This is a genomic window from Isoalcanivorax pacificus W11-5 (assembly GCF_000299335.2).
Lineage (GTDB): Bacteria > Pseudomonadota > Gammaproteobacteria > Pseudomonadales > Alcanivoracaceae > Isoalcanivorax > Isoalcanivorax pacificus.
In genome coordinates this window covers 3,208,029-3,232,078 of record NZ_CP004387.1, presented here as the reverse complement: position 1 = coordinate 3,232,078, position 24,050 = coordinate 3,208,029, and the positions used below count along the sequence as shown (strand labels likewise).

Below are 24,050 nucleotides of genomic sequence, written 5' to 3'. Positions count from 1 at the left end.
AGGGACAAGAAGGCGGAGACACACCCACCCCGGCGGGGAGGCATAACCCCCGCGCGGGTTGATGGATCGAACGATCCAGGTACTGCTTGTGCATCCTTCGCCCTGGGAGGGGCGAACGTTCGCGCATGGGATGCTGGTGCGAACTGGATCGGTCACGCGGTCGGAACCGCGTCGTAGCCTCGAAGACCGTGACTACCTGGGCATGTTGCTGACGGATCAGCGGAACATGGCCGCAGCGTGGCATGGCGGCGGCGAACCGGCGACCGTCAATCGGCTTCCGCAGCCATCCCTATTTCTGTGGGGCACAAAGAGAAAGAGCCCCGTGAAGGGGCTCAAGGTGGAGGGGGTCATTCTTCGTAGACGGGGAGGCCGTCCAGTATCGCGGCGTTCGGATCGAAGATCAGTACGCGCACGTCCGCCATGGCGGCCAGGTGCAGCACGTTCAGCAGCGATGAAGGAACGCGCGCATTCGCCTGCTCGTTATACAGGGCCTGGACATCGCGGCCATCGACGATTTCGAGGTTGGCGTCGGTCCAGGGCGTAGCGATCAACTTCACGCCCACGGCATCGCTGTCGGGAATCCTGAAGGCTTCAAACAACAGGCCGGTGAGCGTGGACGTGTCCGCGAGGTCTTCGAGATACTGCATCGTTTCCTCGGGAAGATGCCCGGAACTGATCTCCCAGCATCGGCTGTAGTGGCCGGTGTCGAAGGTCAGACGCCGCACCACGTCGCGGGCGGCTTCTTCGGAATAGGTATCGCCGACATGCACCGGCGTTCCGAAGTCGTCCGCCATGACGGCATAGATCACCGTGCGCGCGAAGCCATGGTTCCGGCATTGAGCGTCCAGTTCATCCGGCACGGCTTGGCCTTGAGTGATCAAGGTGAAGTCGTCGCAGAAGACGCATTCAAAACGCAGGATCTGGTCGTCCCGCAGATGGGACTGCGAGGCGTGCAGCGGAAGATAGGTCAGCGGGCAGTCGTCATCGTAGGCGATGGCGATCATTCGCTGAATGGAAAGGCCGTTGTAGCCACGGACGAAGGGATTGGAAACAGGATTGGCATTGGGGTTCATGATGGTTCTCCAGTAGAGGAAAGGCGGAGCCGATCCCCTGCCGGGGATCGACCCCAGAGGGATGAAAGAAACGGTGCCCGTCACGAATGATGGGCCGCCGGTGCTGTTACCAGCCGGTGTAGTTGAGGATCAGCGTGGCGATGATCTTGCGTCGCTCCAGGTCCAGGCCGCCCAGGTCGGCCAGACCGTGGACGCCAACGCGCTTGAGCAGCGCACCGCCGTCCTTGGCGTTGTAGAAGCTCACCATCGCGGCGAGAAAGACCCTTTCGCCGGAACTCATGGCGCCGATGGTCTTCCTGATGACGGCGACGTTCGGGCACAAGTCCCACTTGTCTACGGCCAGGTTCAGACATTCCTGCGTGCCGTTGCCGAACAGGCCGGGGCCGACCAGTTCGACGCCGCGCTTCCAGGCGTGGAAAAAGGCGTCGGGGGCTTTCGAGAAGTGCAGATCGTTGCGCGCGATCTCGTCAAAGATCGCCTGCTCGCTCATCGGATTCATGACGAGGTTCTCCTGATGACAGATGGATGGGGATCACGGGTACTGGCGCTGCGTCCATGCGCCGGTTTCCAGGGCATGGCGAGCGGCCTCGTGGCTCGGGAAATACTCGACGGACTCGCGGGAGACGGGGCCGTCGTCGTCGAAGGTGCCGATGTAGTGCCCGGCGGCACTGCGCAGCACCTGCAAGGGCAGGCTTTTGCCCACATACGCCAGCGCCAGCAGACCCGAAGGGCCTGTGGGCTTGAGTGCGACAGGATCGAAGGACATGGTGCTCTCCTATGAAGGGATGGGAAGCGCCACATCCCGACGGGATGAAGCGGATTCCCGTGGGGTGGAACGAAGCATCGTCGCCAGGACATGGCGATCGTCCGCACGAGCGATGCGAAGCGGACTGGATCGGTCAACGCGGAAGAACCGCGTCGCAGCTTTGAAGACCGAAGCTGCCTGGGCATGGTGCTGACGGAGGTCAGCGCGCATGGGCTGTAGGTTCGGAGGCTTGGCGTGCATTGGCGAGCCGAAATCCGCTCGCGGTGATCGCCCGATTGCTTGCCGAGCGTGGTGCGTCGGCGCAGCGAAAGCTGGCGTGAAGGGAAAAGCAGCCGAAGGCGCGAGCCTTCGGCGGGGAGGAATCACCACCCGTGGGCTGTTGCAGGGCGTGGCCGTCGTCAAAGCCTGCCGCTGGTCCAGCAATCTCACCCGACCCGTTTCGTGGCTGGGGCCGGAAACCTCTGGCACACATCCGCGCACAAAGGGAACCCGTTGTTTCGCCGGCGGGCACCGGCACCGAGTACCGTGGACCCGAGGGGTCTCCTGACGATTCGCGCAGCGCCGGCGGGCCGGCAAGTCGTCAGGAGACCCCTCGCGATCAACGGAAGGAACACCGATCAATGGAATGGCGGCGAGCGCCATTCGTGGAGAAACGACCTTCTCGTCCCGTGGCCCTGTATCGGCCAGGCGGAACGCGCACACCGTTGCAGAAGGAGACGCGCGCTGGGGAGTCCCACGGGGCGCGGGACGGTTTGCCTCGCCGTCAGTGAAATCCCGGCGCGGCAGAGGTGTTCGTTGGCATCAGGACGCCTTAGGCGCAGCGCGCCGCTGGCGCGAAGCCCTGCGCCTGCCCGTCGAGGATTCGGCCGGCAGCGTGCCCTTGCAGTCGGGATAGCGGCTGCACGACCAGAAGGCACCGTTCTTGCCGTTGCGCTGGCGCGTCGCCGCACCGCATACCGGGCAGGCCGGCCCTTCGGGCAGCTTGATCGACAGGACGGTGCCTCGATATTGCTGAACCAACTGCGCGACCCAGGCCGATTGCTTGTCGATGAAGGTGTCCAGCGTCATCTGGCCGGCCTCGATCATGTCCAGCGCCTGTTCCCAGATCGCCGTCGTGCCGGGATCGGTGATCGCCGCCGGCACCGCGTCGATGAGTGTGAAAGCCGCATCCGACGCGCGGATGGCGCGACCCTTCTTCACCAGATAGCCGCGAGCCAACAGGCCGTTGATGATGCCGGCGCGCGTGGCTTCGGTGCCGATGCCCGTCGTCTCCTTCAGCTTCTGCTTCAGCCGTGGATCGGTGACCAGCTTGGCGACACCCTTCATCGCCTTGATCAATTCGCCCTGGGTGTAAGGCTTGGGGGGCAGCGTCTTCAGTGCCTTCAGTTCGACCTGCTGGACACCGCAGCGCGCTCCGGTGTCCAGCGGCGGCAGGATCTGGCTGCGCTGGGCCGGCTCGTCGTCCGCCGCATCCTGCCCCTTGCCGGGGAGCGCCAGGTGCCAGCCAGGCACGATCACCCGCTTGCCGACGGCCTGCAACGATTGCCCTGCACAGTCGAGCATCACCAGTGTGCGGTCGAATTCGTGATGCGGCAGGAACTGCGCCAGGTAGTGCGCCCGGATCAGCGCGTAGACCGCCAGCTCCTTCTCCGGCATGGCCGAGAGGTTCGCAGGCTCCAGCGTGGGAATGATGCCGTGGTGCGCCGTTATCTTGCTGTCGTTCCAGACGCGCGAGCGCTGTGTCCTGTCGAGCCGGTCGATCAACGGGCGCAGGCCGGGATCGGTGGCGAGCAGCGCGTCGAGCACGGTCGGCACTTCGGCCAGCATGCTCTCGGGCAGGTAGCCGGAGTCACTGCGCGGATAAGTCGTCGCCTTGTGCGTTTCGTACAAGGACTGCGCGATGTCCAGCGTCTCCTGTACGTCCAGCCCGAGTTGCCGCGAACACACTTCCTGCAAGGTGCCGAGGTCGAACGGCAGCGGCGCGGCTTCGCGCACACGCTCGGTTTCCACCGACAGCACCTTCGATTCACGACCCGCACGGATGCGGTCGGCAGCCTGCTGCGCCACTGGCTGCTGCAGGCAGCGACCGGCTGCGTCCGTTGTGCCGTCGGGCGGCATCCAGCTTGCCGCGAAGGACTGGCCCGCGTGGGACAGCGTGACGTCGATGGTCCAATACGGTACGGAGACGAAGCGTGCGATCTCGCGGTCGCGGTCCACCACCAGTTTCAGTGTCGGTGTCTGTACGCGACCGACCGACAGCACGCCCTGATACCCGGACCGCCGACCCAGCACCGTGAACAGGCGGCTCAGGTTCATGCCGATCAGCCAATCCGCGCGCGAACGGGCCAGTGCGGAAAAATACAGTGGCAGCGTTTCGCCACCCGGCTTGAGTTGAGTCAGCGCCTTGCGGATCGACGCATCGTTGAGCGCCGACAGCCACAGCCTCTGGATCGGGCCACGGTAGCCGCACAGATCGATGATCTCGCGCGCGATCATTTCGCCTTCGCGGTCGGCGTCGGTGGCGATCACCAGCTCGCCGGCCTGGGCGACGAACTGCTTCACGATCTTGAACTGCGCGGCGGTCTTGGCCTTGACCTCGATGCGCCAGCGCTCGGGAAGAATAGGCAACTGCTCGATGGACCAGTGCTTGTACTGCTCGCCGTAGGTTTCCGGCGGTGCCGCCTCGACAAGATGGCCGATGCACCATGTCACCGTGATACCCGAACCGCTGTAGCAGCCGTTGCCGCGCTGCCGGGCGCCCAACACCCTGGCGATGTCCTTGCCTTGCGAGGGTTTCTCGCACAGATACACCCGCACGCTTGGCCTCCTTCGTCATGGCATGGCGCTTTCTGAGTCAGGCTCCAGCATGGCGGTCCAAGGGCGGCGCGACAGCAAACAAGCCGGATCGGCATGAGACCGGCTTTCGGTCGGTGCTCGAAGGCCGGGTGAGTGGATGTCGGCGGAACAGGATGGCGCTATACCACTGGTATAACGGGTGCATGAGCTGGCGCACGGTGAGCGGCTGACGGCTGGTCCAGCCGCTCACACGATCCTGCGCAGCGGCTACTCGTCGTGGGGTTGCTCCATGGCCTGTCCCTTGACACCCAGCGTTACATCCTCGACGCGATACGGCAGGATGCCAACCCGGCGCGCTTCGATCTTGAAGGTCACGCGCTCGTTCTCGTCGGCGTCTTCCCACTCGTCGCGCACAGTGCGGCCTTCGACCAGCACGCGCATGCCCTTCTGGTATAGCGTGCTCCAGTGTTCGGCGTCGCGGTGCCACAGTTCCACCGGCGCCCAGAAACCTCCACGGTCCTCGAAAGTGCCATCCTTCATCGGCACCGGGTTGTCGAAGTAGACGTTCAGGCGCAGCAGCCGGCGCGGCTCGTCGTTGCCGTTGGCAAACTCGCGATAATCTGGCGCAGAGCCGATGTTGCCCTCGCCGAAGAAATGCGTGCTCATGGTGACTCCTTGGAAGTGGTGGGGTTGATCGAGGCGGCGTGCCCCTGGATACGCCGCAGGTAAGCCGCTTCGGCCTGGGCCATCTTTCCGGCGCAGTCCAGGGTTTGGCGGGCAATGCTGTGCGTGAGGCTGATCTGCATGTTCAGCGCGATGCGCTGCAGCTCCATCGCGTAGAGGTCGTCGATCAGCGATGCCGGTGTCGCGGGATCGGCCAGCAGCGCCTCCCACAAGGCGACGCCCATGCTAGAACGGTCGAGATTGCGCCAGCGCAGAAAGGTCGTGCCTGCGCCAGTGGTCTGCTGGGCCAGTTGCACACCGAGCAGGCTGAAGGGATAGCCGCGCGCCTGGGGCAGTACCCGCCGCTGCGCCAGCACGATCAGGTCGTCGCGCAGCGCCGCACACTGGTTGGCCCAGGACTCCAAACGTCCCTTACCCTTAAAAGGCTGTAAAAGGCCCTTTAGGTAGGCTGCGTGTTCCAGGCGCTGGAAGTCCGCCTGTTCCAGTGGCGTGAAGCGTGTCGGTTTGTCGGTGAGAGCAGATTCCGTCATGCTGGCTCATCCTCATCGGATGCGGCGCCGTCGTCGTTCGCGTCGTCTTCCGTGGCTTCGTCGGCTGGCGCAGCGCTCGGGATATCCGTCCTTTCCTGCCTGCCATCCTGCGATGACCGGCGGTTGATCGGCGGCGCGAAGCGCGAGCGGCGCGTGCCTTCGAGCACGTCGGTCGGCAGCTCGCCGAACTTCTCCAATGCCGCGCGCGCCGCTGCGTTCTTCGCCGCGAAGTCATCGCGCGTGGTGCCGGAATAGCGGTACTGCTGGGCCAGGGAGAACAGGCTGCGCAGCGCATGCGCACCGTCGTTGAGCCAGCGCTCCAGGGTGCTGCGATCGATCAACGCCGTGTGATGCGCCAGGATCAGGCGCCGCGCCAGGTCGTCGTAGTCGGCCAGCAGGTAGACCGCCATGAACCCCAACTGAGAATTGACGAACAGGGGCAGCTTGACCGGCTGCACGTTGAGGTTCTCGCCCAGGCTGAGAGCTGGCGGTACGTCGGCCAGGGCCTGGTCAACCTGTTCGCGCAGCGTTTGCAGGCGCGTCTTGGTGTCGGCGATCTTTTCCTCGATGCGCAGCATCCACCAGTCCGAGTAGGGGTCGTCCTGCTCGGCGCCGCGCTTGAGCTTGTTCATGATGGAGATGAAGCCGTTCAGGCCGATGATGCCGGGCCGGCCTTCGGCGGGCGCGCGGCCGTGCCAGATGCGTGAGGCGTGATGCGTGTGCAGCGTCAGCGCCATCGCGCTGCGCAGCGACCCGAGATTCAGTTGCAGGGGTTCGTTTGCCATAAGAGCGACTCGCTGTGAATGAACGAGTCGCCAGCATCGACAAGCAGTGGAAGGCTGTCAGTCAACAAACCGCATTGCGCCGCTGCCTTGTTTACAGGAACGGGAAGGCAGGCTGTTGCGCTATACCACTGGTATAGCCCGCTGGCTTCAAGACTCCTTGAACAGATCGTGCAGGCGGGTCAGATGCTGCTGCGCGGCTTCGTGATCGATCGCTGGCGGAGACCAGTCGCGCTCGGGTGCGCGCAGCGATTCCAGAGACGACGGTGAAATAGCGGTCGGTGCGTGTTCCGGTTGGCCGGCCCAGGCATGGAACTCGCCCTTGATCGCTTTCTGGATGACCCCGAAGAGATAACCGGCGGGATTGCGGATGCCGCCGGCCTGGCAGCGGGCCGCCCATTCGTCGAGCACCGCCTGTTGCAGGGTGTCGTCCACCCGCTGAATTGCGACCAGTGCGCCGGACTGCTGTTCCTCTTTCAAGGCGAGGAAGCGCTGAGGCAGACGAAGGTTTTCGCGCGCGCGCGGTACTGTACGTACTTTATTATTTTTAATACTTTCTTTACGTACTGTACGGTCCTGCTTCGGATTCGGAAGAAGGGCGTCTGACGGGGCTTTGCGACCCGCTTCGGATTCCGAAGACTGCTGTTCTCCGTGCCGAAGAAGGGCTTTCGGGCCTTCTTCGGCTTCGTGAATGGTCTCGTCCTGTGGATAACTTTCGAGAGCGTTCCACCCCTGGCTTGCCAACCGCTGCGCCAGCACCTGCAGGCGCGTGGGCAGAGCGCGGCCGTTGAGCAGTGGGTCTTCGGCGATCTCCTGGAGTGTGTGGACGCCGACGTGCTGCACCGCCTTGCTCGCATGCGTCAGCGCCTGGCTTACCAGGTCCAGGTAATCGGGATCGAGCTGCATGGCCTCGAAGGGCGTCAGCGGTTCATCGTGCAGCACGTACAGGTTGCCCTGGATGCGCCCGGTGCGCGGATCGCGCCGACGCCGCACCAGACTGAGCCAGCGCGTCAGGCGCAGCAGCGTGAGTGCGCGCGCCACCGTCTCGTGGGAGGCCTTCGGCGCGCACGGTGTCGAGGCCAGGTAGGGGCGGAGTTGTTCGTAGGTGGGAAAGGCGGTGATGCCGTCGTCGTCGAGCAGCAGCCGGAACACCTGCCAGGCGTTGCGTTCCAGTGGCGTGAGGCGATGATCGAAGAACAGCGCGCGCGGCACGCTCTCATGGCGGTTGCCACTGAACAGGAATCCATCGCTGGCCGCCGGCACGGTCTGTCGTGGCGGCAGGCGTTGAGCGGCCTCGTCCAGCAGGGCGGAGAGCGAGACTGGACCGCCTCCCCGATGAGGCTTGTCGATCGCCATGGCCTACACCAATCCCTGATCGATCCAGCTCCGAATCGTCGCCCAGATGACGGAGGCCGGCAGGGCGAGTTGTTCGGCAAGATCGAGGGTGAGGTCGAGCATCGCCATGTCGTCGTCCAGCGCGATGCCGCGTTGCTCGACGGCGGGCTTCCAGCGCCCCCACAAGCCGGTGTCCTGTTCCTCGCTCAATACCGGATGGCGGCCCTTGCGTTTGGGCAGGCCGAGAACGTCCCGGCGCAACGCCACTTCCTGATGGGTCAGGCCGTAGAACTTGCTGACCATCTCCGTGCTCGCGCCCAGGCGGAGCATGCGATCGACGGTGGCGATCTCCTTCTCGACGTCCTCCACCTGGTTCAACAGGCGTTGCAGCACCTCGCGGTTCACCTTGACCGAGCACCAGGACACCGTGGCGTTGACCAGCATGCTGACCAGCTCCGGGTGTTTGAGTGCGTCCAGCTCCCGGTCGCCGAAGCCCATCGCCTTGCAGCGGCGCAACTGGCCGTTGCGCAGATTGTGCAGCGCCTGGGCGATCACGGCCTGGTTGAGTGGATGCGGTGCCGACATCGCGTCTCCCTCGGCCTTACGGTTCGGTGGCGGTGCGCGCGCCCGATGCCGTGCCGGATTCCAGTTCCAGCAGCCGGCGCGCGAGTCGCAGCAGACGAAAGAGTTTGACCAGGCCGCTGTCGCTGAGACGCGAGGCCTGCGCCTTGTCGCCATTCTTCCGACCCTGCAGCAGCGGCCCCAGGGCATCGGTCAGGCGCAGGTTGTCGAGTGCGGTGGGTGCTGCGGCCGCCGGCCGGTATCCCGCACTGAGGGCGTGCAGCAGGGTGAGCGTCGCGCGGGCGATGAGCGGCATCGCCTGCGGGTCCGTCGATAGGGCGCCTATGTCGCAAAGGAAGCCGATGCCGTCGTCGATGGCCTCGATGCGCTCGGCCTGTCCGGCTTCCTCGGCGATCTCGCGCGCGAACTGCGTGATATGCACGCGCAGCCGATCCGGCGCGTCCAGGCCCGGTTCGATGTACCAGACATCGGAAATCGGATAGAGACCGCCGGCCTGCACCGGAATCGCCTGCAAGGCGTTTGCCTCGAAGTCGGGCAATGCCTCGCCGGTCTGGTCGGCCACCAGGCGTTGGATCGCCTGCAAGCGTTCGGTGGTCGGCGCCGGCGACACGATATGGCCTCGCAGGCGTTCGTCGTGATCGTCGTCCGAAGGCTGCACACTGCCGGGCGTTTCCGAGGGAGGGGGCGATGCCGGCGGTTCCGGCATCCGTGGTGGCTTCGGCGATGTGGCTGGGGGCTGCGCCATGGGAACTGGCGGCGCCGGGTCGGGCGAGTGCGGTGGCTGTGGCGTCACGGGCGCGGCCGCGGCATTGCCGGACTGCGGTGCGGGGGGCACCGGATCGCTGGTCAGCGCACGCTGCCGGTTCTCGGTCTCGCCGATCTCCAGCGTCAGGCTATCGTAGTCGGCTTCCAGCAACTCGGCCATCTGCCCGATGAGTTCATCCTGCACCCGCTTGATCGAGAAGCCGTCGGTGTCGCCGTCGAACAGGGCGAGCACGTCGTTGAACAGCGACGGGAAATCGACGGCCAGCCGTTTGTTCGCGCCGCGCGCTTCCCATATCCGTGTGCTCGCCCTGCGCAGGGCCGTCAGCCGTTCCACCTGGGGCCGGCCGAGACCGCCGTAGAGCACGGCTGGGATCGCCGGCAGCAGGTAGCGCACGGCGTCCTGCATACGGCTGATGTGTGGCTGGGCGATCGGGTAGCCGTCGGCACTGAGGCGACGCGCCAGCTCGCTCTGCGTCAGCGTCTGGCCGGACTCCTGTTCGTAGAGTTCGCGGGCCTTCTCCACGCCCAGGGCGCGTTCGATGAACGACAGGCCGCCGTGCAGTTCATTCTCGGCCAGGTGGCCGGTGAGCGCGATGATCTCGCCGCGTTCGGGCCAGGGCCGGAACAGGCAGGGGATGCGGAAGAAGCGCTCGTCCTTCGTTTCGCTCCACAACTCGCGCAGGATGGCGAGTCGCGTGTTGCCGCCATTGCGAATGATGTAGTGCGTCCCGCCGGGCCGGCGGGTGATGGCCGGCGGCGCGTCGAGGCCACGCTCCCGAATCGATGCCTTGATTTCGTCGTAACGCGGATTGCGCGTGACGCGCGGATTGAGGTCATAGGGCTGGAGCTGGTCCAGCGTCACCGTCATGGGAGTATCGGCGATGGGATCGCTCAGTGCCTCAGCGACCGGGCCGCTGCGCTCGAAGCGCTCGGCCAGCAACTTGGCCGCCATGTCCTGGGGGGTCGGTTCAGCCATCGGCGTCGGCCTCCCTTGTCGTCGCTTTCAGGTCGGTGGCGCGATCGGTGCGGCGCAGTCGAGCGCGCGCGTTGAGGCCGGCGCGGCGATCGCCGGGCGTCGAGCCGGTGTAGATCGGAGGCAGGCCCGGCTTGGTGAACTTCAGGTGTCCGCCCGCTGTGCGAGCGACCTCCCAGCCTTCCTTCAGTGCGAAGTCGATGAGCGGTTTCAGTCGCTTGTTGCCACGCTGTAGTGAGCGCGCGATGGTCATGTGCTGCTCCTCCGGTGCGCTCCCGCTTTCAGTCGAGTGAACGAGGGTTCCCAACTCGGCAACAGTTCGCAGGCGAGTGCGCGCATCGTGTCGAAAGCGGCCGGCGTCGTCCGCCCCGTAGGGCGTCGGTGTTCTACGCGATGCACCGGCAAGGCCTGGGTCGATGCGCGCGGATAGGCTTCGATGGCGGGGATGCTGGTATCGAGCACGGCGATGCCAGACTCGGATCGGAACAGGTCGCGCAGTGCCTGCTGTATGAGCCGCGCGTTGCTGGAAACCGGATGCACGCGGTTGATGAGCAGGTGTAGCGGCGGCGGCTCGATGCCGAGGCGCCGGTATGGCGCGATGTCCCGCATCAGTTGCAAGGTGCCACGTCGGAATTCGCGTGCAGCCAGTATCTCGGGGGTGACTGGCGAGAGTGCCAGGTCAGAGGCCAGCACGGCCATTTCAAGCAGGACACTGCGTGCGCCCTGCGTGTCGATCAGCAGCAAGTCGTAGTGTGCGTGGAATATGGGCAGCAGATTGCGCAACCGAAGTCGCCCATCCGGCGCGTGCAGCAACAGGGTATTCAACTGCCCCTTGTCGTCGTTGGAAAGCACCAGGTCCAGGCCCGCAATCGCGGTGCGCGACACCAAGCGCCCCATGTCCTGCTCGTTGAAAGCCAACAGCTCGTAGATGCCGGCCGAGGCGCGCGTTTGCAACTCGAAATAGCTCGACAAAGTGGGTTGCACGTCCAGGTCCAGCAGCAGCACACGCAACCCTGCGTCGGCCGCGAAGCCGCCCAGGTTGGCCGCCGTGGTTGTCTTGCCCACGCCGCCCTTGGTCGAAATGATGGATACCACCTGCATGGGCTTCTCCTCACGGAATGGGATGAACCGGAAAAGGAGAAGCGTCAGGCGCGTTCTTTGAGGCGATCAGCGATCCACTGGTCGATCTCGGTCGAGTCCCAGCCCACTGCGCGCACGCCCAAACGCAGTGCCTTCGGGAACCTGCCTTCTTTCATCAGGCTGTAGATGTGTGCGCGCTTGAAGCCGGTCTTGGCTTCGACTTCGGCGCGGCGCAGGATGCGACGTTCAACCGGCGTCGCCGGGGCGGTGGTCTGCGAAGACATGGTGGGCACTCCTTGACGCTCATCGGCGCTGTTCGGAAAGTGCCTCGTATTCAATAGCGCATCGGAACGGATTGCACTGCAACTGCAGACGGTTCGACTGCAATTACAGTCGGCGATCGCTGGCGTCCAGATGCCGCCTTGCCGCAGAGAATTTTGCCCATAAAGTGCGCTCGCTGATTCTTAGGTGACTCTCGCAATGCACGAGCAGCACGTTGATGAGGGGGTTGAGTCTCAGTCGAATACACCCTCGACGTAGCCAACCGGAATAAGGCCCGGTAAGGTCTTGAAGCGCGTGACACGCACGCCGGCAGCTTCTAGTGCGTTGCACAGCGAGCGGGTGGAGAAGCGATGCTTGATGGGAAAGCCCGTAAGTGAAAGTAATCTCGACAGGACGGTAGCCAATCTGGTTTCGTCGTGACAGAACGTTGGCACAACGAGTTTTCCGTCTGGTCGTAGCACCCGTCTCAGCGCCGCAAGCGTTGCGGCAAGGTCAGGCATTAGGTGCAGCACGTTCGCAGCGACAACACAGTCGAATGAGGCACGATCAAAGTGCAGTGCTTTGATGTCGGCTTGCTCGCAACGGACGTTCTGGAACCCTGCCTCCTGTACTCGTTTCGCTAGTATGGCCACCATTGCGGTGGCGTAATCCGTGGCAACGACCTCGCGTGCCGCACCTGCGATAGCAGTGGTGAACAAGCCGGTGCCGGCGGCAACCTCAAGAACCCGGTTCTCGCCGCGGACGGCATCCGCCGCAAGGATAGCGGCGCTTTTCATAGGACGCGCCAACGGGGCGGTGATTCGATCGTAGATGCGCGCTTTACTTTCCCAATAGTGTTGATCTGACATTCTTTTCTCTCCTGGCGAATCAGTGGCGCAGCAAACGCAATCCGTTGAGCACCACAATCAGGCTTGCGCCCATGTCGGCGAACACCGCCATCCACATCGTGGCGTGTCCCGAGAAAGTGAGCGCAAGAAAGACCGCCTTGATGCCAAGCGCCAGCACGATGTTCTGCGTCAGCACGCGCGCGGTTGCACGTGACAGGCGAATGAACGTCGGAATCTTGCGCAGGTCGTCATCCATCAGCGCTACGTCAGCCGTTTCGATGGCCGTGTCGGTACCGGCGGCACCCATCGCGAAGCCGATGTCAGCGCGAGCCAAGGCGGGCGCATCGTTGATGCCGTCGCCCACCATGCCGACCTTCCCCGTCCGCGCCAGTTGTTCGATCTCGCGCAGTTTGTCGTCTGGCAATAGGTTGCCCTGCGCGCGGTCGATGCCGGCTTGCCTGGCAATGGCCTGTGCCGTATGTGGGTTGTCGCCGGTCAGCATCATGGTTTTGATGCCCAGGGCATGCAGATCCTCGATGGCGCTCGTGCTGCTGTCCTTGATGGTGTCCGCTACCGCGATAAGGGCTTGCGCGCCACTTGTACATACCAGCGTCACCACGGTCTTGCCTTCGACTTCCATCGCGGAGATGCGCTGTTCCAGTTCCGGCGTGCAGTGCCCCAGCTCTTCGAGCATCCGATGGTTGCCGAGGTGATAGGTCTCACCGTCGATGCGGCCACTCACCCCTCTGCCGGGCAATGCGGTGAAATCGGCAACTTCGAGCAAGGCGACCCCATCAGCCTTGGCGGCTTGCGCCACAGCCTTGGATACGGGATGGTCCGAGCGAGCCGCCAGACTCGCGGCAATTCTGCGGCTGTCGCTAGGCTGTGCATTGGCCCACGCCACGAAATCGGATTGCGCTGGCTTGCCATGCGTGATCGTGCCGGTCTTGTCCAGCGCCAGCCAGCGCAGCTTGCGGCCTTCTTCCAGATAGACACCACCCTTGATGAGAATGCCGCGGCGCGCAGCGGCGGCCAATCCGCTGACGATGGTGACAGGCGTGGAAATCACGAGAGCGCACGGACAGGCAACGACCAACAGAACCAGCGCGCGGTAAATCCAGTCCAGCCACGCTGCGCCCATGAACAGCGGTGGTACCAATGCGACGACGATGGCTACGACGAAGACGATTGGGGTGTACCAGCGGGCAAACTGATCCACAAAGCGCTGGGTCGGCGCACGGCTGCCTTGGGCGGCCTCTACGGCATGGATGATGCGGGCTAGCGTAGAGTTGGTGGCTATGGCTGTGACGCGGTATTCGAACGAACCGGATTCGTTGATCGTGCCGGCGAACACCGGATCGCCAAGCGTCTTTTCAACCGGGAGGCTTTCGCCGGTGATCGGCGCCTGATTGACCGTGGAATGTCCTACCAGTATTTCGCCGTCGAGGGCGATCCGTTCTCCCGGTTTGACTCGAACACGGGCGCCAATGGCGACCTGCTTGGCGTCCACATCGCGCCATGTGTCGTCGGGTTGTCGCACGGTGGCCTTTTCCGGGGCCAAGTCGAGTAGCCCGCGTATGGCGTTACGGGCGCGATCCAGCGATCTGGCTTCGATCACCTCGGCCAGCGTGAAAAGCGCCATCACCATCGCCGCTTCCGGCCAGTGACCGATCAGCATTGCGCCCGTGACGGCAATCGACATCAGGGCGTTCATGTTGAGATTGAGGTTCTTGAGCGCAAACCAGCCCTTCTTGTAGGTGGAGAGACCTCCCGTGAAAATGGCGACGAGCGCCAGAGCGATGACTGACCAGTGGTTGCCGTCATGAAGCCAGTAGACGACCTCCGCTGCCGATGCCGCCACTAGGGAGACGGCAAGCGGCCACCACTTGGTAGGTGCTGTCGCCGGGGCAGCCGATGTAGTGGTGTCCGCTGCCTCAAGCACCTGTGCCTCGAATCCAAGCGCTTGCAGTGCGGCGAGCACATTTGGCAGCGCGTGGTCGGCATGACGCACGGACAGGGTGCGTTGCACCAGATTGAAATCGAGATAGGAGACGCCGGCCACGGTTGCCAGCTTGTTACGGATCAGCGTTTCTTCGGTCGGGCAATCCATCTTGGCAATGGATAATCTGGTGGTCTGCCCGGCCACGGCTGCATCCATGCGTACAGCCTGCATGCCGATCGCCTTCAGGGCTTGTTCAACCGGCAACAGCGAAGGCAGTTCATGTCGCACCGCCAAGGTACGCTGCATCAGATTGAAGTCGAGTCCGATCACACCCGATAGGCCGCCTAGTTTGCTTCGGATCAGTGCCTCTTCAGTCGGGCAATCCATGTTCTCGATGCGGTAGACAGCCTCGGCCGATTCGGCGATAGGTCGGGCTTGCGTTGCGGCTGGAATGATCGGTGTGGCCGCACAGTCACACCCTTCTGGGCTGTGTTCGCTCATGAATAAGTTCCGTCACATGGGTCATCTATGTTGTTGCCCATTAGAATCTCTATAGTTACTATAGAGTCAAGTGATAGATGGGTAGATGAGCTATGGAAATCAAGATTGGAGAGCTTGCGAAGCGGACAGGATGCGAGGTCGTGACCATCCGCTACTACGAGAAGGAAGGGTTGTTGCCAGAGCCCGCGCGCAGCGACGGCAACTTCCGGTTGTACGGCGCCGCGCACGTCGAGCGTTTGCGTTTCATCCGCCACTGCCGTTCTCTCGACATGTCGCTGAGCGAGATCCGGACGCTATTGGGCCTGCGAGATAGCCCGACTCGGGATTGTGGCGAGGTCAATGCGCTGCTGGACGCTCATATCCAGCAGGTGGAAGTCCGCATGGAGGCGCTGTTGCAGTTGAAACGGCACTTGCTCGCACTGCGCGAGACGTGCTCGGGTGCTCGGCCGGTGGAAGCGTGCGGCATCTTGCAGGGGTTGTCAGATGGCGATTGCCACGACGCCGACCTTCGGAATCCCAATCCGCAGGCCGAACTGTTGGTTGCTGCAGTGGATGTGCCAAACGGCGCGCGCCCGACGCGCACTGGCGGTCGGACTCGCCAGTTGACTCCAAAGGAGGCCAAGAGTAGAACCTCGCGGGCGCAGACTCTGTGATACCACAGCATTTCGCGTTTGTTTCTTGACGAGCTGCCCCTCCGAGAGCGGTTCGACTACAACTACCGTCGGCGATCGCTGGCGTCCAGATGCCGCCTTGCCGCAGAGAATTTTGCCCATAAAGTGCGCTCGCTGATTCCGGGCCGGCCTTCGTAGTGGGCAAGCAATGCGCTGATGACGGAATCCGTCGTCTCGAACGACGAGTACGGCCTCCCGCCCGGTGACTTGCCGAGCAGCAAGGTCAGCAGCCCGCCAACGATGTTGAGATAGGTCGTTTCACTCCTGGGCGCCACCTCGCGAGATGGATCGCGCTTGTGTTCAAGTTCTTCGCATACCGATTCGTACTTGGCCTGCATCGTGGCCAGGGACTGCTCATGTTCCGCCAGTTGTACACTGAGCGCTTCGCGATCGGCCAGCAGGGTTTGCAGGGATCTGACACTGATGGCCGGCTGCAGTTGCCGCTCGACGACATCGAAAAGGAAGGCGGGTTTTTGGTCTGGGTAGAAGTGCGACATCCACAGCTTGAGATCAACGTGGCGCACGGTTAGGTCGGGATCATCGAACAGCATGGGATCGTTGGATGTGATGCCATTCTTTCCAAACGATAGATCTCCGTTTCTGATAGCATCGAAGATGCGTTCGGTATTGAGGCAGAGCATTGGCCATCGCGGAAAATCCTGGCGGTCAGGTATTGGCTTGTCTCCGATCACGTGGAGAATGCGCGACTCGAACCGCATTAGATCACTCCAGCGAATGGCCGCTTCAATCGGTCGGTAAGAGACCTTGGAGTAGTGATGGTGTCTGGCCTTGCGCATTTGCGTTTCCATCCGTCTATTCTTTACATTCGATTCATCTCCGATGCCGGTGTTGACTGCGATTCATGTTGCCGTCTGTATCAAGCGAGTATTAACTGCGCGCGGAAGGCGCCAGGGATGGAGCATAGGGAAATTGATGTAGACAGCACTTGCCACGAATTTCTATGAATACTGCGTTGCACCGGCATAAAGCCCCCGTTAAGTACAAAATTCTGGACCAGAGATAGCCGTTTCGACCGGCGTAATCCCGGAGCTTGGGAGTGTTGTTTCCTATTGCGTCTGAGTAAAGACGCATATGGTCAGAATCGATCTTGATGAGGACATAGGCCGGTGTTGAGACTTTTCCGGACATCGCAGTTGAACGTGGCGGACTGGCAGGGTGCCATCAGTAGGATGGCCGCTTAAAATCGCGTGATCTTGCGGAGTGACGTGACCCGATAGCGCCTGACGGGTGACCTGTTGGGCGACAGCTTGGTGAGTGGGGCGATACCTCTCGGGTCTGAGTCGAGACCAAAAAAGAAACCTGGCCTGACTGCGGATTGACAAGATTGTCTATTCTCTTACCTTGCCAGAGCGCCATCACCTGCGAGTGTGGCGCGTTGGATGAATCTGCCGAGCTGGACCGAAGGTTCGTTATCCGGCCGCAGAAGATAGGTGGTCAGCATGAGAGGCCCACCATCTATGGGGCGCGAAACGACGTCGGGGTTATGGTACGCACGAACCTGTGCTTCGCATGCCAAGCCCAGTCCGTAGCCTGCTGCGATCAGGGCGAACATCACGTCATGGCTCGACGCGTGCTCGGCGATGACCGGCTGAGTTTCAACGGCTCTCAACAGACGTTCGATCTGTTTGTAGTGGCCTTCGCAGTTTTCCGGATGGCAGAGGATCAACGGGTATTTGAGCACTTTCTCCAAAGGCAGTTGTTTGCACACTAGCAAAGGATGGCGTGCGGGCAGCGCCACGATCAAGGGATCGTGCCAGACAGCTTGCGAATACATCCCATCGCAGCCTTCGTCCGAGCGGGAAAAACCGGCGTCATACAAGTCGTTGCGCAATCCTTTTGCCTGGTGAGAGAGCGGCACTTCAAACAGGCGTATTTCCACCTCAGGCTCCTCTAGTCGACATTGAGCCAGCAGTGTTGCCAAGCGTTGTGCCACGATGCCATCGGATAGAGCAATTCTCAGCATGCCGCGATAGCCGGAGGCAGCGGCCTGAACGTTTGCCCGCGCTTGATCAAGGGTGGTGAAGACGCGACGGGCATCTTCCGTCAATACCTCCCCCGCCCAGGTCAGACGTGTTCCACGAGAGGTTCGTTCGAAGAGTTGTGTGCCCAACTCCGACTCAAGCTCCTTGATCGTCCGGGAGAGAGGAGACTGTTCGATGTTCAGGCGTTCGGCGGCGCGGGCGAAATGGAGTTCTTTCGCAACTGCAATAAAGCATCGTAAATGACGTAGCTCCATGAGGCCCCTTCATTACTCGTGCATGGCATGCACGAAGTCCCTGGTTGGTTGTTGTCCACCTGTTGGCCTCCAAGTGTTGTCATCCATGAGGGCTGAGGGTGCCGAGTACCGCTACGCTTACCAGAATCAGGAGCGCGATCGTCGCCTCGATGGTCACACTCAGTCGCAGGTGCTGTGCAGAGTGCGAGGGGGCGCCGGTATGGATGTCACGTTCGAGCCGGGGCACCAACCACCAGCGATGCAGGGCGGCGAGGCCCAGCATCGCAGCGAACAGCGCCAGCTTGAGCAGCATCAGGTTGCCGTGCCGGCTGTGAAACAGCGGTGCGATGGACCAGCCGACCAGATCCCCGTAGTGAAGGATGCCGGTCACCACCAGGACACCGACGAAGACGGTGCCTGGGCGCGAAAAGGTGTGCAGTGCCCGCCACAGCATGTGCAAGCCCTCACCCGCGGCGGGCTTTCCGTGTCGAACGAACAGAATCAGCAAGGCGAAGATGGCCCCGATCCAGCCGCCGGCAGCGAGCAGGTGCGCCATACCAGCCACCAGCCGCACCGTACCACTCACACCCTCGCCACTGGCAGCGTGTCCGTTCCACGCCAGGCTGACCAGCGCCACACCGGCCAGCAGGGTCACTCGCCGAATGGGGAATGGGCGCTCGGCGCGCTGCGACTGCCAGCCGAGTACAGCAAGCAGCAGAACCAGCAGGAATGCTCGCGTCAGCCCGGCGCGCCCAGCGGCGGTGTCGAACAGATACCAGGCCAAGTCGTCCCGCACCAGATCGGAAACCGCGACCCCCATGATGCCAGCCGTGCTGCGCACAATCTCAATGCCCACTAGCGCCAAGCCGAGCACTCCACAGACCAGGAGCCCCCGGGTCAAGGCCCATCTGGGCTGGGGGGAGCGCTTATCGCCGCCGATCGTTGAGGCGACCGGACCGTACCACGCGAATAGCGGCAATCCGAACAGCAGCATCAAGTCCAGGTACTGCATGAACCGAAGCGTATAGTCGGGAAGACTGGACATGATGTTGGCGCCCTCTCATCTGATGGTGAAGCTGTATTCGCCAGTCATCGGATGGTTGTCATCACCGACGGCGCGCCATTGCACGTGGTAGACGCCTACTCCGAGGGGATTATGCAACGTAGCGCGCAGCGTCTTGCCGTCGTTGATGAGTTCAACGTCGATGTGCTCGACTTTCTCTGCGGCCCCACCGTCCTTTATGACGCTCAGCTCCAAGCGCGAGGCGCGAAGTACAAGCTGTTCACTGAAGACGAGATCGATCTGCTGCGGTGTCGTGACAACAGCATCGGCCGTCGGTGTGGATTTGACGAGGGAGATATGGGCCTGAGCGACCGATGTGATCAGCAACCCGGTCGCAAGACAGGCACCAACAATCAGAGAGCGAAATTGAGTAGTACGGTTCATGTGTATTACACCTCTTCCTATGTTTTAAGAATTTCGGCTGCAGCAACTTCGGCCGCCGCCTTCTGTTGATTGGCCGGACAGGGTGTCGCCGCGTGCCAGACGCGCGGGATACCCGGCCCGTTGCAACGTCGACAGCAGCAGATCGTTGCCTTGATCGAAGTTGCCTCGAACTCGAACGCGACCGGTGGCCAAATGCACTTCCACGGCATCGACTCCCGACAGCTCTTTCAACGCATCGGTGACTTTCGCGATACATGAGCCGCAGCTCATACCCTGCACATCGAGATCCACTGTGTTCATGACTGCGTTCTCCTCTTGATCCCGAAGGTCACCGGGACATTGGCCGTTTCATCGCATCGATCAGCGATAGGCTTGATAGACGCTGGTGCTGCCATCGACATGGATCAGCAGAACGTCGTAGGGGTCTTTGCGGTCGCCATAGAGCGGGCCGTCCATGCCAGGTGACCCGATCGGCATTCCGGGCACGGCCAAGCCGATCGCCTCGGGCTTTTCGTTCAGGAGACGCTTGATATCGGCAGCCGGTACATGGCCTTCGATGGCATAGCCGCCGATTCTGGCGGTATGGCACGAGCCAAACTGCTTGGCAATGCCGAGCCGTTCACGTATGCCGGTGTTGCCGGTATTGGAAGTACGCACCTGGATGCCCACTTCTTCAAGATGCTGGACCCATTCGGTGCAGCAGCCACAGCTGGGGTCTTTCCAGACTTCTGCGCTCAGCTCCGATGCGGTTGCCACATTAGTACCGAGCATGGACGACAGAAACAGGCCCGCCAGCCAGATGCGGGATTTGATAGTGACATTCATCATGCTCGGCTCCGTGACTCTTTAACTGTCGGTACAGGGGGATTCATGATGCTCGGCTGTGATTCGAGGCCCGAAATGCACCATGCGTCTTCATACCGATGCTAGAGAGCAGGCGCTGTCAGACAAATGACCCGCGCGTTACATTTATGTCATTCACGTGTCATCTACGCGGGTTCCACACAGCAATCAGTCACTGCTTTGCGGTCGCCTGCTCGGGGCGCGGAGTCGCTGAACTGCAAGCGACACCAGATGGCAAAGGCCGCCGGCTGTGCCCAGCGGGGTCAGGGACATGCAGAACCACAGCCTGCCCACGACAGGCTTCATGATGCGTGCCGACATGTCGGCACCGACGTTCGACTTCCACAGCAGCGGCATCAATTCGAAGGTCGTAGTCACCATCGTCATCAGCATCGAGCGCAGGCATTTCAGGGTGCCGTCGATCATGGCCGCATCCACGTCCTGCCGGATCGCAGGCGACCTGTTCCAGCGCGTCACGATAGGTGCGGTCAACAATGGACCATCACCACGATACCGGTTTGTGCCGCGACTCCGCCGACAGCGATCAGGCCCACCAAGAGCCTATGGCCTCAAGCTCATCCGAAAATGACTATTGGATGACGGGAATGTAATGGACGAGTCATCTCGGCGACAGTGACCGTCGCCTATGTTGGATGCCTGAGTTCCACAGACTTGGGTTCTTATGGCGGTGCGCTATGTGATGTCTGTTCAGAACGGCCCCGGGGATTGCAGCCTCTGCGGGTTGCCACATCCGGCATGCTCTGAATCGAATCCTTCCGCCATAGCGACTTCAGGTGCAGCAGATACCCGATGGCATGTGCCGCAGTGATGCGTGCTCTGCCACCGAGATCAATCAATACCGATCACCGGAGATCATTCATGTCATCCAGACCTTTCGGCTCAGACGCCGAGGAAAAATTCGCACTCTCACGGCGGCATTTTGTCCACGGGCTGGCCGCTGGCGGCGCGCTGTTCGGTCTCGGGCTGTGGCCCAAACCTGTGTGGGCGCTGAAATCGCACGGGCAGAAGACGGTGCTGGCAGGCACCGAATTCGACCTCTCGATCGGCGAAACACCGCTGAACTTCACTGGCGCCACCCGTACCGGCATTACCGTGAATGGATCGGTGCCGGCACCACTGCTGCGCTGGCGCGAGGGCGACACGGTCAATCTGCGGGTATCCAACAAACTGCCGGCCGACTCGATCCACGGCCACCAGACCTCGATCCACTGGCACGGCATCCTGTTGCCGGCCAACATGGATGGCGTGCCCGGCCTGAGTTTCGACGGCATCAATCGCGGTGAAACGTATCCGTATCGTTTCGACGTGATCCAGAACGGTACTTACTGGTACCACAGCCATTCCGGGTTCCAGGAACAGGCCGGCGTTTACGGCGCGATCGTGATCGATCCGCTGGAGCCAGAGCCCTTCACCTACGACCGCGACTACGTCGTACTGCTGTCGGACTGGACCGATCTGGACCCCACGGATCTGTTCGCGCGGCTCAAAAAGGCATCGGACTACGACAACTTCGCCAAGCTCACGGTCGGCGACTGGATCAATGACGTGAAGGAACAAGGTCTGGCGGCCACTCTGCGGCACCGCAAGGCGTGGGGCGAGATGCGGATGACCCCGACCGACCTGTCGGACGTCAACGGCAACACCTACACCTACCTGTTGAACGGCACCACCGCGCTGGGCAACTGGACGGGGATTTTCCAGTCCGGTGAAAAGGTGCGGTTGCGCTTCATCAATGGCTCGGCCATGACCTATTTCGACGTGCGCATCCCGGGTCTGAAGATGACCGTTGTCGCCGCCGATGGCCAGTACGTGCGCCCGGTGTCGGTCGACGAGTTCCGCATCGCAACCTCCGAGACATTCGACGTGATCGTGGAGCCCACCGGCCAGGATGCCTTCACGATCTTCGCGCAGGATATGGGCCGCACGGGTTACGTCAGCGGCACCCTCGCGGTGCGCGAAGGCCTGCGCGCGCCGGTGCCCGCAGTCGATCCGAAACCGATCCTGACCATGGACGACATGGGTCATGGCGGCATGGGCGGTGGTGGTCACGACATGTCGTCGATGTCAGGCGGCTCGATGGAAAACAGTTCCATGGAAGGCATGGACCACAGCGGTCACGACATGTCCGCGATGGCCGGCGGCGCCATGGCCGGCATGGACCATGGCGCAGGCGGCATGCAGCAGCACCCCGCCAGCGAGAGCAACAACCCGCTGGTCGACATGCAGACCATGGCCCCGACCGCGAAGCTCGACGACCCCGGCATCGGCCTGCGCGACAACGGCCGCCGCGTGCTGACCTATGCCGATCTCAAGAGCACCTTCCCCGACCCCGACGGACGCGAGCCCGGCCGCACCATCGAGCTGCACCTGACCGGCCACATGGAACGCTTCGCCTGGTCGTTCGACGGCATCAAGTTCTCGTCGGCCGAACCGCTGGTGCTCAAGTACGGCGAGCGCATGCGCATCGTGCTGGTCAACGACACGATGATGACCCATCCGATCCACCTGCACGGCGTGTGGAGCGATCTGGAGGACGCTGACGGCAACTTCCAGGTGCGCAAGCACGTCATCGACATGCCGCCCGGCAGCCGCCGCAGCTTCCGCGTCCGCGCCGACGCGCTCGGACGGTGGGCGTTCCACTGCCACCTGCTGTACCACATGGAAGCCGGCATGTTCCGCGAAGTGCGGATAGAGGAATGAGCATCATGAAATCGACACCTCTCACCACACGCACGCGCGCACTCGGCGTTGCGATCGCAATCGCGCTGGGCGCTGTGTCCGCGCCAGTCCTCGCACAGGAAGTGGACCACTCGAAAATGCAGATGCCGGCGCCGAAACCCGCCCCAGCGGCCCGCAAGCCCGAACCGCAGCCGTCTACAGCCCCGACCGCCGCGCCAAAGCCAGCGATCGATCCGCATGCCGGCCATGTCATGCCGGCGCCAAATTCCAAGCCAAAACTCGCACTCGGGCCGGCCCCGGCCCAAGCCACGTCGGTCGACCATGCCGCAATGGGTCACGAGATGCCGCCCACGGAGGCGATGGACCACTCGGCAATGGGTCATGACATGCCGCCCGACGAGCCAACCGAGGAAATGGATCACTCCGCCATGGGCCACGACATGAAAAGCATGACGGCGGAAGAACATGCCGGCATGCAAGGACAAGACCTGCCGGCGAACGCCGCACCGCGCGAACCGATCCCGGCGGTGACCGATTCCGATCGCGCGGCGGCATTCCCCGACGTCGCCGGACACACTGTGCACGACGACGGCATAAACTGGTTCGCGCTGCTCAACCGGCTCGAAACCTGGGACGCGGACGAGGGCAACGCGATCGGATGGGAAGGCCGCGGCTGGGTCGGCACCGACCTTGACCGCGTATGGGTGCGCAGCGAGGGCGAGTCGATCGACGGCAGTATCGAGTCGGCCGACGTCGAAGTGCTTTATGGCCGCGCGATCGCACGGTGGTGGGACCTCGTCGCCGGTGTTCGCCACGACTTTGGGGAAGGGCCGTCGCAAACCTTTGCTGCCGTCGGTGTGATGGGCTTGGCGCCGTACATGTTCGAAGTTGAGGCGACCGCCTACCTCGGCGAATCGGGCCAGACCGGTCTCGGGCTTGAGGCCGAGTACGAGACGCTGTTCACCAACCGCCTAATCGGGACGTGGCTGGTCGAGGCCGAAGTATGGGGACAAGACGATCGGAAGCGCGGCATCGGTAGCGGCCTGAGCACGCTAGAGGCTGGCTTCCGTCTACGCTACGAGTTCCATCGTCAGTTCGCGCCCTACATCGGCGTGGTGTGGGAGCGCGCATACGGTGGCACCGCCGACTACCGGCGCGAACAGTCCCGCGACATCGAGGACACGCGCGTTGTCGCGGGCGTGCGCATCTGGTTCTAGGAGAGCCCACCGCTATGT

At 62.7% G+C, this 24,050-nt stretch carries 25 protein-coding genes; 3 read left to right on the top strand and 22 right to left on the bottom strand.

Annotation, left to right across the window (positions count from 1 at the left end; all coding sequences use genetic code 11):
• Nucleotides 1-347: 347 nt before the first annotated feature.
• The 15 genes from S7S_RS14400 to S7S_RS14330 form a co-directional block, all read right to left on the bottom strand.
• Entirely contained in the window at nt 348-1,073 is a 726-nt protein-coding gene (locus S7S_RS14400; protein ID WP_008733906.1) for a DUF5983 family protein, read from the bottom strand.
• 106 nt (nt 1,074-1,179) lie between these two features.
• Nucleotides 1,180-1,572: a hypothetical protein gene (locus tag S7S_RS14395; RefSeq protein WP_008733907.1), complete on the bottom strand. Its 393-nt coding sequence runs from the start codon at nt 1,570-1,572 to the stop codon at nt 1,180-1,182.
• 33 nt (nt 1,573-1,605) lie between these two features.
• Nucleotides 1,606-1,839 carry a hypothetical protein gene (locus S7S_RS14390; protein ID WP_008733908.1) on the bottom strand — a complete coding sequence of 78 codons (234 nt, stop codon included), beginning with the start codon at nt 1,837-1,839 and terminating at the stop codon, nt 1,606-1,608.
• Between the two features lie 801 nt (nt 1,840-2,640).
• Entirely contained in the window at nt 2,641-4,656 is a 2,016-nt protein-coding gene (locus tag S7S_RS14385) for a DNA topoisomerase III (RefSeq protein ID WP_008733910.1), read from the bottom strand.
• Between the two features lie 246 nt (nt 4,657-4,902).
• The gene (locus tag S7S_RS14380; protein ID WP_008733912.1) at nt 4,903-5,301 is read right to left on the bottom strand and encodes a single-stranded DNA-binding protein; all 399 of its coding nucleotides are present in this window, start codon (nt 5,299-5,301) and stop codon (nt 4,903-4,905) included.
• Nucleotides 5,298-5,849 carry a DUF3158 family protein gene (locus S7S_RS14375; protein WP_008733914.1) on the bottom strand — a complete coding sequence of 184 codons (552 nt, stop codon included), beginning with the start codon at nt 5,847-5,849 and terminating at the stop codon, nt 5,298-5,300. The genes S7S_RS14380 and S7S_RS14375 overlap by 4 nt, the downstream gene beginning before the upstream one ends.
• Entirely contained in the window at nt 5,846-6,634 is a 789-nt protein-coding gene (locus S7S_RS14370; protein ID WP_008733917.1) for a PFL_4669 family integrating conjugative element protein, read from the bottom strand. The genes S7S_RS14375 and S7S_RS14370 overlap by 4 nt, the downstream gene beginning before the upstream one ends.
• 147 nt (nt 6,635-6,781) lie before the next feature.
• Nucleotides 6,782-7,987 (bottom strand): STY4528 family pathogenicity island replication protein, encoded by a 1,206-nt coding sequence (locus S7S_RS14365; protein WP_008733919.1) that lies wholly within the window; start codon nt 7,985-7,987, stop codon nt 6,782-6,784.
• Between the two features lie 3 nt (nt 7,988-7,990).
• On the bottom strand, nt 7,991-8,551 hold the full coding sequence (locus S7S_RS14360) for a DUF2857 domain-containing protein (RefSeq protein ID WP_008733921.1): 561 nt from the start codon (nt 8,549-8,551) through the stop codon (nt 7,991-7,993).
• 16 nt (nt 8,552-8,567) lie between these two features.
• Nucleotides 8,568-10,289, bottom strand: a complete 1,722-nt coding sequence (locus S7S_RS14355) for a ParB family protein (protein WP_008733923.1) — start codon at nt 10,287-10,289, stop codon at nt 8,568-8,570.
• Nucleotides 10,282-10,539 (bottom strand): type II toxin-antitoxin system HicA family toxin, encoded by a 258-nt coding sequence (locus tag S7S_RS14350; RefSeq protein ID WP_008733925.1) that lies wholly within the window; start codon nt 10,537-10,539, stop codon nt 10,282-10,284. The genes S7S_RS14355 and S7S_RS14350 overlap by 8 nt, the downstream gene beginning before the upstream one ends.
• The gene (locus S7S_RS14345) at nt 10,536-11,387 is read right to left on the bottom strand and encodes a ParA family protein (RefSeq protein ID WP_008733928.1); all 852 of its coding nucleotides are present in this window, start codon (nt 11,385-11,387) and stop codon (nt 10,536-10,538) included. Before S7S_RS14345 ends, S7S_RS14350 begins: the two co-directional genes overlap by 4 nt.
• Before the next feature lie 44 nt (nt 11,388-11,431).
• On the bottom strand, nt 11,432-11,650 hold the full coding sequence (locus tag S7S_RS14340) for an AlpA family transcriptional regulator (protein ID WP_008733932.1): 219 nt from the start codon (nt 11,648-11,650) through the stop codon (nt 11,432-11,434).
• A 231-nt stretch (nt 11,651-11,881) separates the two neighbouring features.
• The gene (locus S7S_RS14335; protein WP_008733934.1) at nt 11,882-12,496 is read right to left on the bottom strand and encodes a class I SAM-dependent methyltransferase; all 615 of its coding nucleotides are present in this window, start codon (nt 12,494-12,496) and stop codon (nt 11,882-11,884) included.
• 19 nt (nt 12,497-12,515) lie between these two features.
• Nucleotides 12,516-14,918 (bottom strand): heavy metal translocating P-type ATPase, encoded by a 2,403-nt coding sequence (locus tag S7S_RS14330; RefSeq protein WP_008733936.1) that lies wholly within the window; start codon nt 14,916-14,918, stop codon nt 12,516-12,518.
• 92 nt (nt 14,919-15,010) lie between these two features.
• Here S7S_RS14330 and cadR point away from each other — a divergent pair, with 92 nt between their 5' ends.
• On the top strand, nt 15,011-15,571 hold the full coding sequence (gene cadR / locus S7S_RS14325) for a Cd(II)/Pb(II)-responsive transcriptional regulator (RefSeq protein WP_008733938.1): 561 nt from the start codon (nt 15,011-15,013) through the stop codon (nt 15,569-15,571).
• A gap of 62 nt (nt 15,572-15,633) precedes the next feature.
• Here the strand turns inward: cadR and S7S_RS14320 are convergent, their stop codons facing one another.
• From S7S_RS14320 to S7S_RS14295, 7 genes are all read right to left on the bottom strand, one after another.
• Nucleotides 15,634-16,398: a hypothetical protein gene (locus tag S7S_RS14320; protein ID WP_008733940.1), complete on the bottom strand. Its 765-nt coding sequence runs from the start codon at nt 16,396-16,398 to the stop codon at nt 15,634-15,636.
• 548 nt (nt 16,399-16,946) lie between these two features.
• Complete coding sequence (locus tag S7S_RS14315) at nt 16,947-17,846, bottom strand: LysR family transcriptional regulator (RefSeq protein ID WP_008733941.1); 900 nt, start codon at nt 17,844-17,846, stop codon at nt 16,947-16,949.
• A gap of 79 nt (nt 17,847-17,925) precedes the next feature.
• Nucleotides 17,926-18,870 (bottom strand): copper homeostasis membrane protein CopD, encoded by a 945-nt coding sequence (gene copD / locus S7S_RS14310; RefSeq protein ID WP_035203134.1) that lies wholly within the window; start codon nt 18,868-18,870, stop codon nt 17,926-17,928.
• Between the two features lie 15 nt (nt 18,871-18,885).
• Nucleotides 18,886-19,272, bottom strand: coding sequence for a copper homeostasis periplasmic binding protein CopC (gene copC, locus S7S_RS14305; protein WP_008733943.1), 387 nt, complete (start codon nt 19,270-19,272; stop codon nt 18,886-18,888).
• 24 nt (nt 19,273-19,296) lie between these two features.
• On the bottom strand, nt 19,297-19,572 hold the full coding sequence (locus S7S_RS19365) for a heavy-metal-associated domain-containing protein (RefSeq protein ID WP_008733944.1): 276 nt from the start codon (nt 19,570-19,572) through the stop codon (nt 19,297-19,299).
• A gap of 60 nt (nt 19,573-19,632) precedes the next feature.
• The gene (locus S7S_RS14300) at nt 19,633-20,100 is read right to left on the bottom strand and encodes a DUF411 domain-containing protein (RefSeq protein ID WP_008733945.1); all 468 of its coding nucleotides are present in this window, start codon (nt 20,098-20,100) and stop codon (nt 19,633-19,635) included.
• Nucleotides 20,101-20,283: 183 nt separating this feature from the next.
• The gene (locus S7S_RS14295) at nt 20,284-20,541 is read right to left on the bottom strand and encodes a hypothetical protein (RefSeq protein ID WP_008733947.1); all 258 of its coding nucleotides are present in this window, start codon (nt 20,539-20,541) and stop codon (nt 20,284-20,286) included.
• A gap of 453 nt (nt 20,542-20,994) precedes the next feature.
• Between S7S_RS14295 and S7S_RS14290 the strand changes: the two genes are divergently transcribed.
• Both S7S_RS14290 and S7S_RS14285 read left to right on the top strand, forming a co-directional pair.
• The gene (locus tag S7S_RS14290) at nt 20,995-22,836 is read left to right on the top strand and encodes a copper resistance system multicopper oxidase (protein ID WP_008733949.1); all 1,842 of its coding nucleotides are present in this window, start codon (nt 20,995-20,997) and stop codon (nt 22,834-22,836) included.
• Entirely contained in the window at nt 22,833-24,032 is a 1,200-nt protein-coding gene (locus tag S7S_RS14285) for a copper resistance protein B (protein WP_008733950.1), read from the top strand. The genes S7S_RS14290 and S7S_RS14285 overlap by 4 nt, the downstream gene beginning before the upstream one ends.
• Nucleotides 24,033-24,050: the final 18 nt, after the last annotated feature.

Excerpts from the sequence above, each read along its gene's own strand:
- S7S_RS14400 (WP_008733906.1), bottom strand. The coding sequence starts at position 1,073 with ATGAACCCCAATGCCAATCCTGTTTCCAATCCCTTCGTCCGTGGCTAC.
- S7S_RS14395 (WP_008733907.1), bottom strand. The coding sequence starts at position 1,572 with ATGAATCCGATGAGCGAGCAGGCGATCTTTGACGAGATCGCGCGCAAC.
- S7S_RS14390 (WP_008733908.1), bottom strand. The coding sequence starts at position 1,839 with ATGTCCTTCGATCCTGTCGCACTCAAGCCCACAGGCCCTTCGGGTCTG.
- S7S_RS14380 (WP_008733912.1), bottom strand. The coding sequence starts at position 5,301 with ATGAGCACGCATTTCTTCGGCGAGGGCAACATCGGCTCTGCGCCAGAT.
- S7S_RS14375 (WP_008733914.1), bottom strand. The coding sequence starts at position 5,849 with ATGACGGAATCTGCTCTCACCGACAAACCGACACGCTTCACGCCACTG.
- S7S_RS14370 (WP_008733917.1), bottom strand. The coding sequence starts at position 6,634 with ATGGCAAACGAACCCCTGCAACTGAATCTCGGGTCGCTGCGCAGCGCG.
- S7S_RS14365 (WP_008733919.1), bottom strand. The coding sequence starts at position 7,987 with ATGGCGATCGACAAGCCTCATCGGGGAGGCGGTCCAGTCTCGCTCTCC.
- S7S_RS14360 (WP_008733921.1), bottom strand. The coding sequence starts at position 8,551 with ATGTCGGCACCGCATCCACTCAACCAGGCCGTGATCGCCCAGGCGCTG.
- S7S_RS14355 (WP_008733923.1), bottom strand. The coding sequence starts at position 10,289 with ATGGCTGAACCGACCCCCCAGGACATGGCGGCCAAGTTGCTGGCCGAG.
- S7S_RS14350 (WP_008733925.1), bottom strand. The coding sequence starts at position 10,539 with ATGACCATCGCGCGCTCACTACAGCGTGGCAACAAGCGACTGAAACCG.
- S7S_RS14345 (WP_008733928.1), bottom strand. The coding sequence starts at position 11,387 with ATGCAGGTGGTATCCATCATTTCGACCAAGGGCGGCGTGGGCAAGACA.
- S7S_RS14340 (WP_008733932.1), bottom strand. The coding sequence starts at position 11,650 with ATGTCTTCGCAGACCACCGCCCCGGCGACGCCGGTTGAACGTCGCATC.
- S7S_RS14335 (WP_008733934.1), bottom strand. The coding sequence starts at position 12,496 with ATGTCAGATCAACACTATTGGGAAAGTAAAGCGCGCATCTACGATCGA.
- S7S_RS14330 (WP_008733936.1), bottom strand. The coding sequence starts at position 14,918 with ATGAGCGAACACAGCCCAGAAGGGTGTGACTGTGCGGCCACACCGATC.
- cadR (WP_008733938.1), top strand. The coding sequence starts at position 15,011 with ATGGAAATCAAGATTGGAGAGCTTGCGAAGCGGACAGGATGCGAGGTC.
- S7S_RS14320 (WP_008733940.1), bottom strand. The coding sequence starts at position 16,398 with ATGGAAACGCAAATGCGCAAGGCCAGACACCATCACTACTCCAAGGTC.
- S7S_RS14315 (WP_008733941.1), bottom strand. The coding sequence starts at position 17,846 with ATGGAGCTACGTCATTTACGATGCTTTATTGCAGTTGCGAAAGAACTC.
- copD (WP_035203134.1), bottom strand. The coding sequence starts at position 18,870 with ATGTCCAGTCTTCCCGACTATACGCTTCGGTTCATGCAGTACCTGGAC.
- copC (WP_008733943.1), bottom strand. The coding sequence starts at position 19,272 with ATGAACCGTACTACTCAATTTCGCTCTCTGATTGTTGGTGCCTGTCTT.
- S7S_RS19365 (WP_008733944.1), bottom strand. The coding sequence starts at position 19,572 with ATGAACACAGTGGATCTCGATGTGCAGGGTATGAGCTGCGGCTCATGT.
- S7S_RS14300 (WP_008733945.1), bottom strand. The coding sequence starts at position 20,100 with ATGATGAATGTCACTATCAAATCCCGCATCTGGCTGGCGGGCCTGTTT.
- S7S_RS14295 (WP_008733947.1), bottom strand. The coding sequence starts at position 20,541 with ATGATCGACGGCACCCTGAAATGCCTGCGCTCGATGCTGATGACGATG.
- S7S_RS14290 (WP_008733949.1), top strand. The coding sequence starts at position 20,995 with ATGTCATCCAGACCTTTCGGCTCAGACGCCGAGGAAAAATTCGCACTC.
- S7S_RS14285 (WP_008733950.1), top strand. The coding sequence starts at position 22,833 with ATGAGCATCATGAAATCGACACCTCTCACCACACGCACGCGCGCACTC.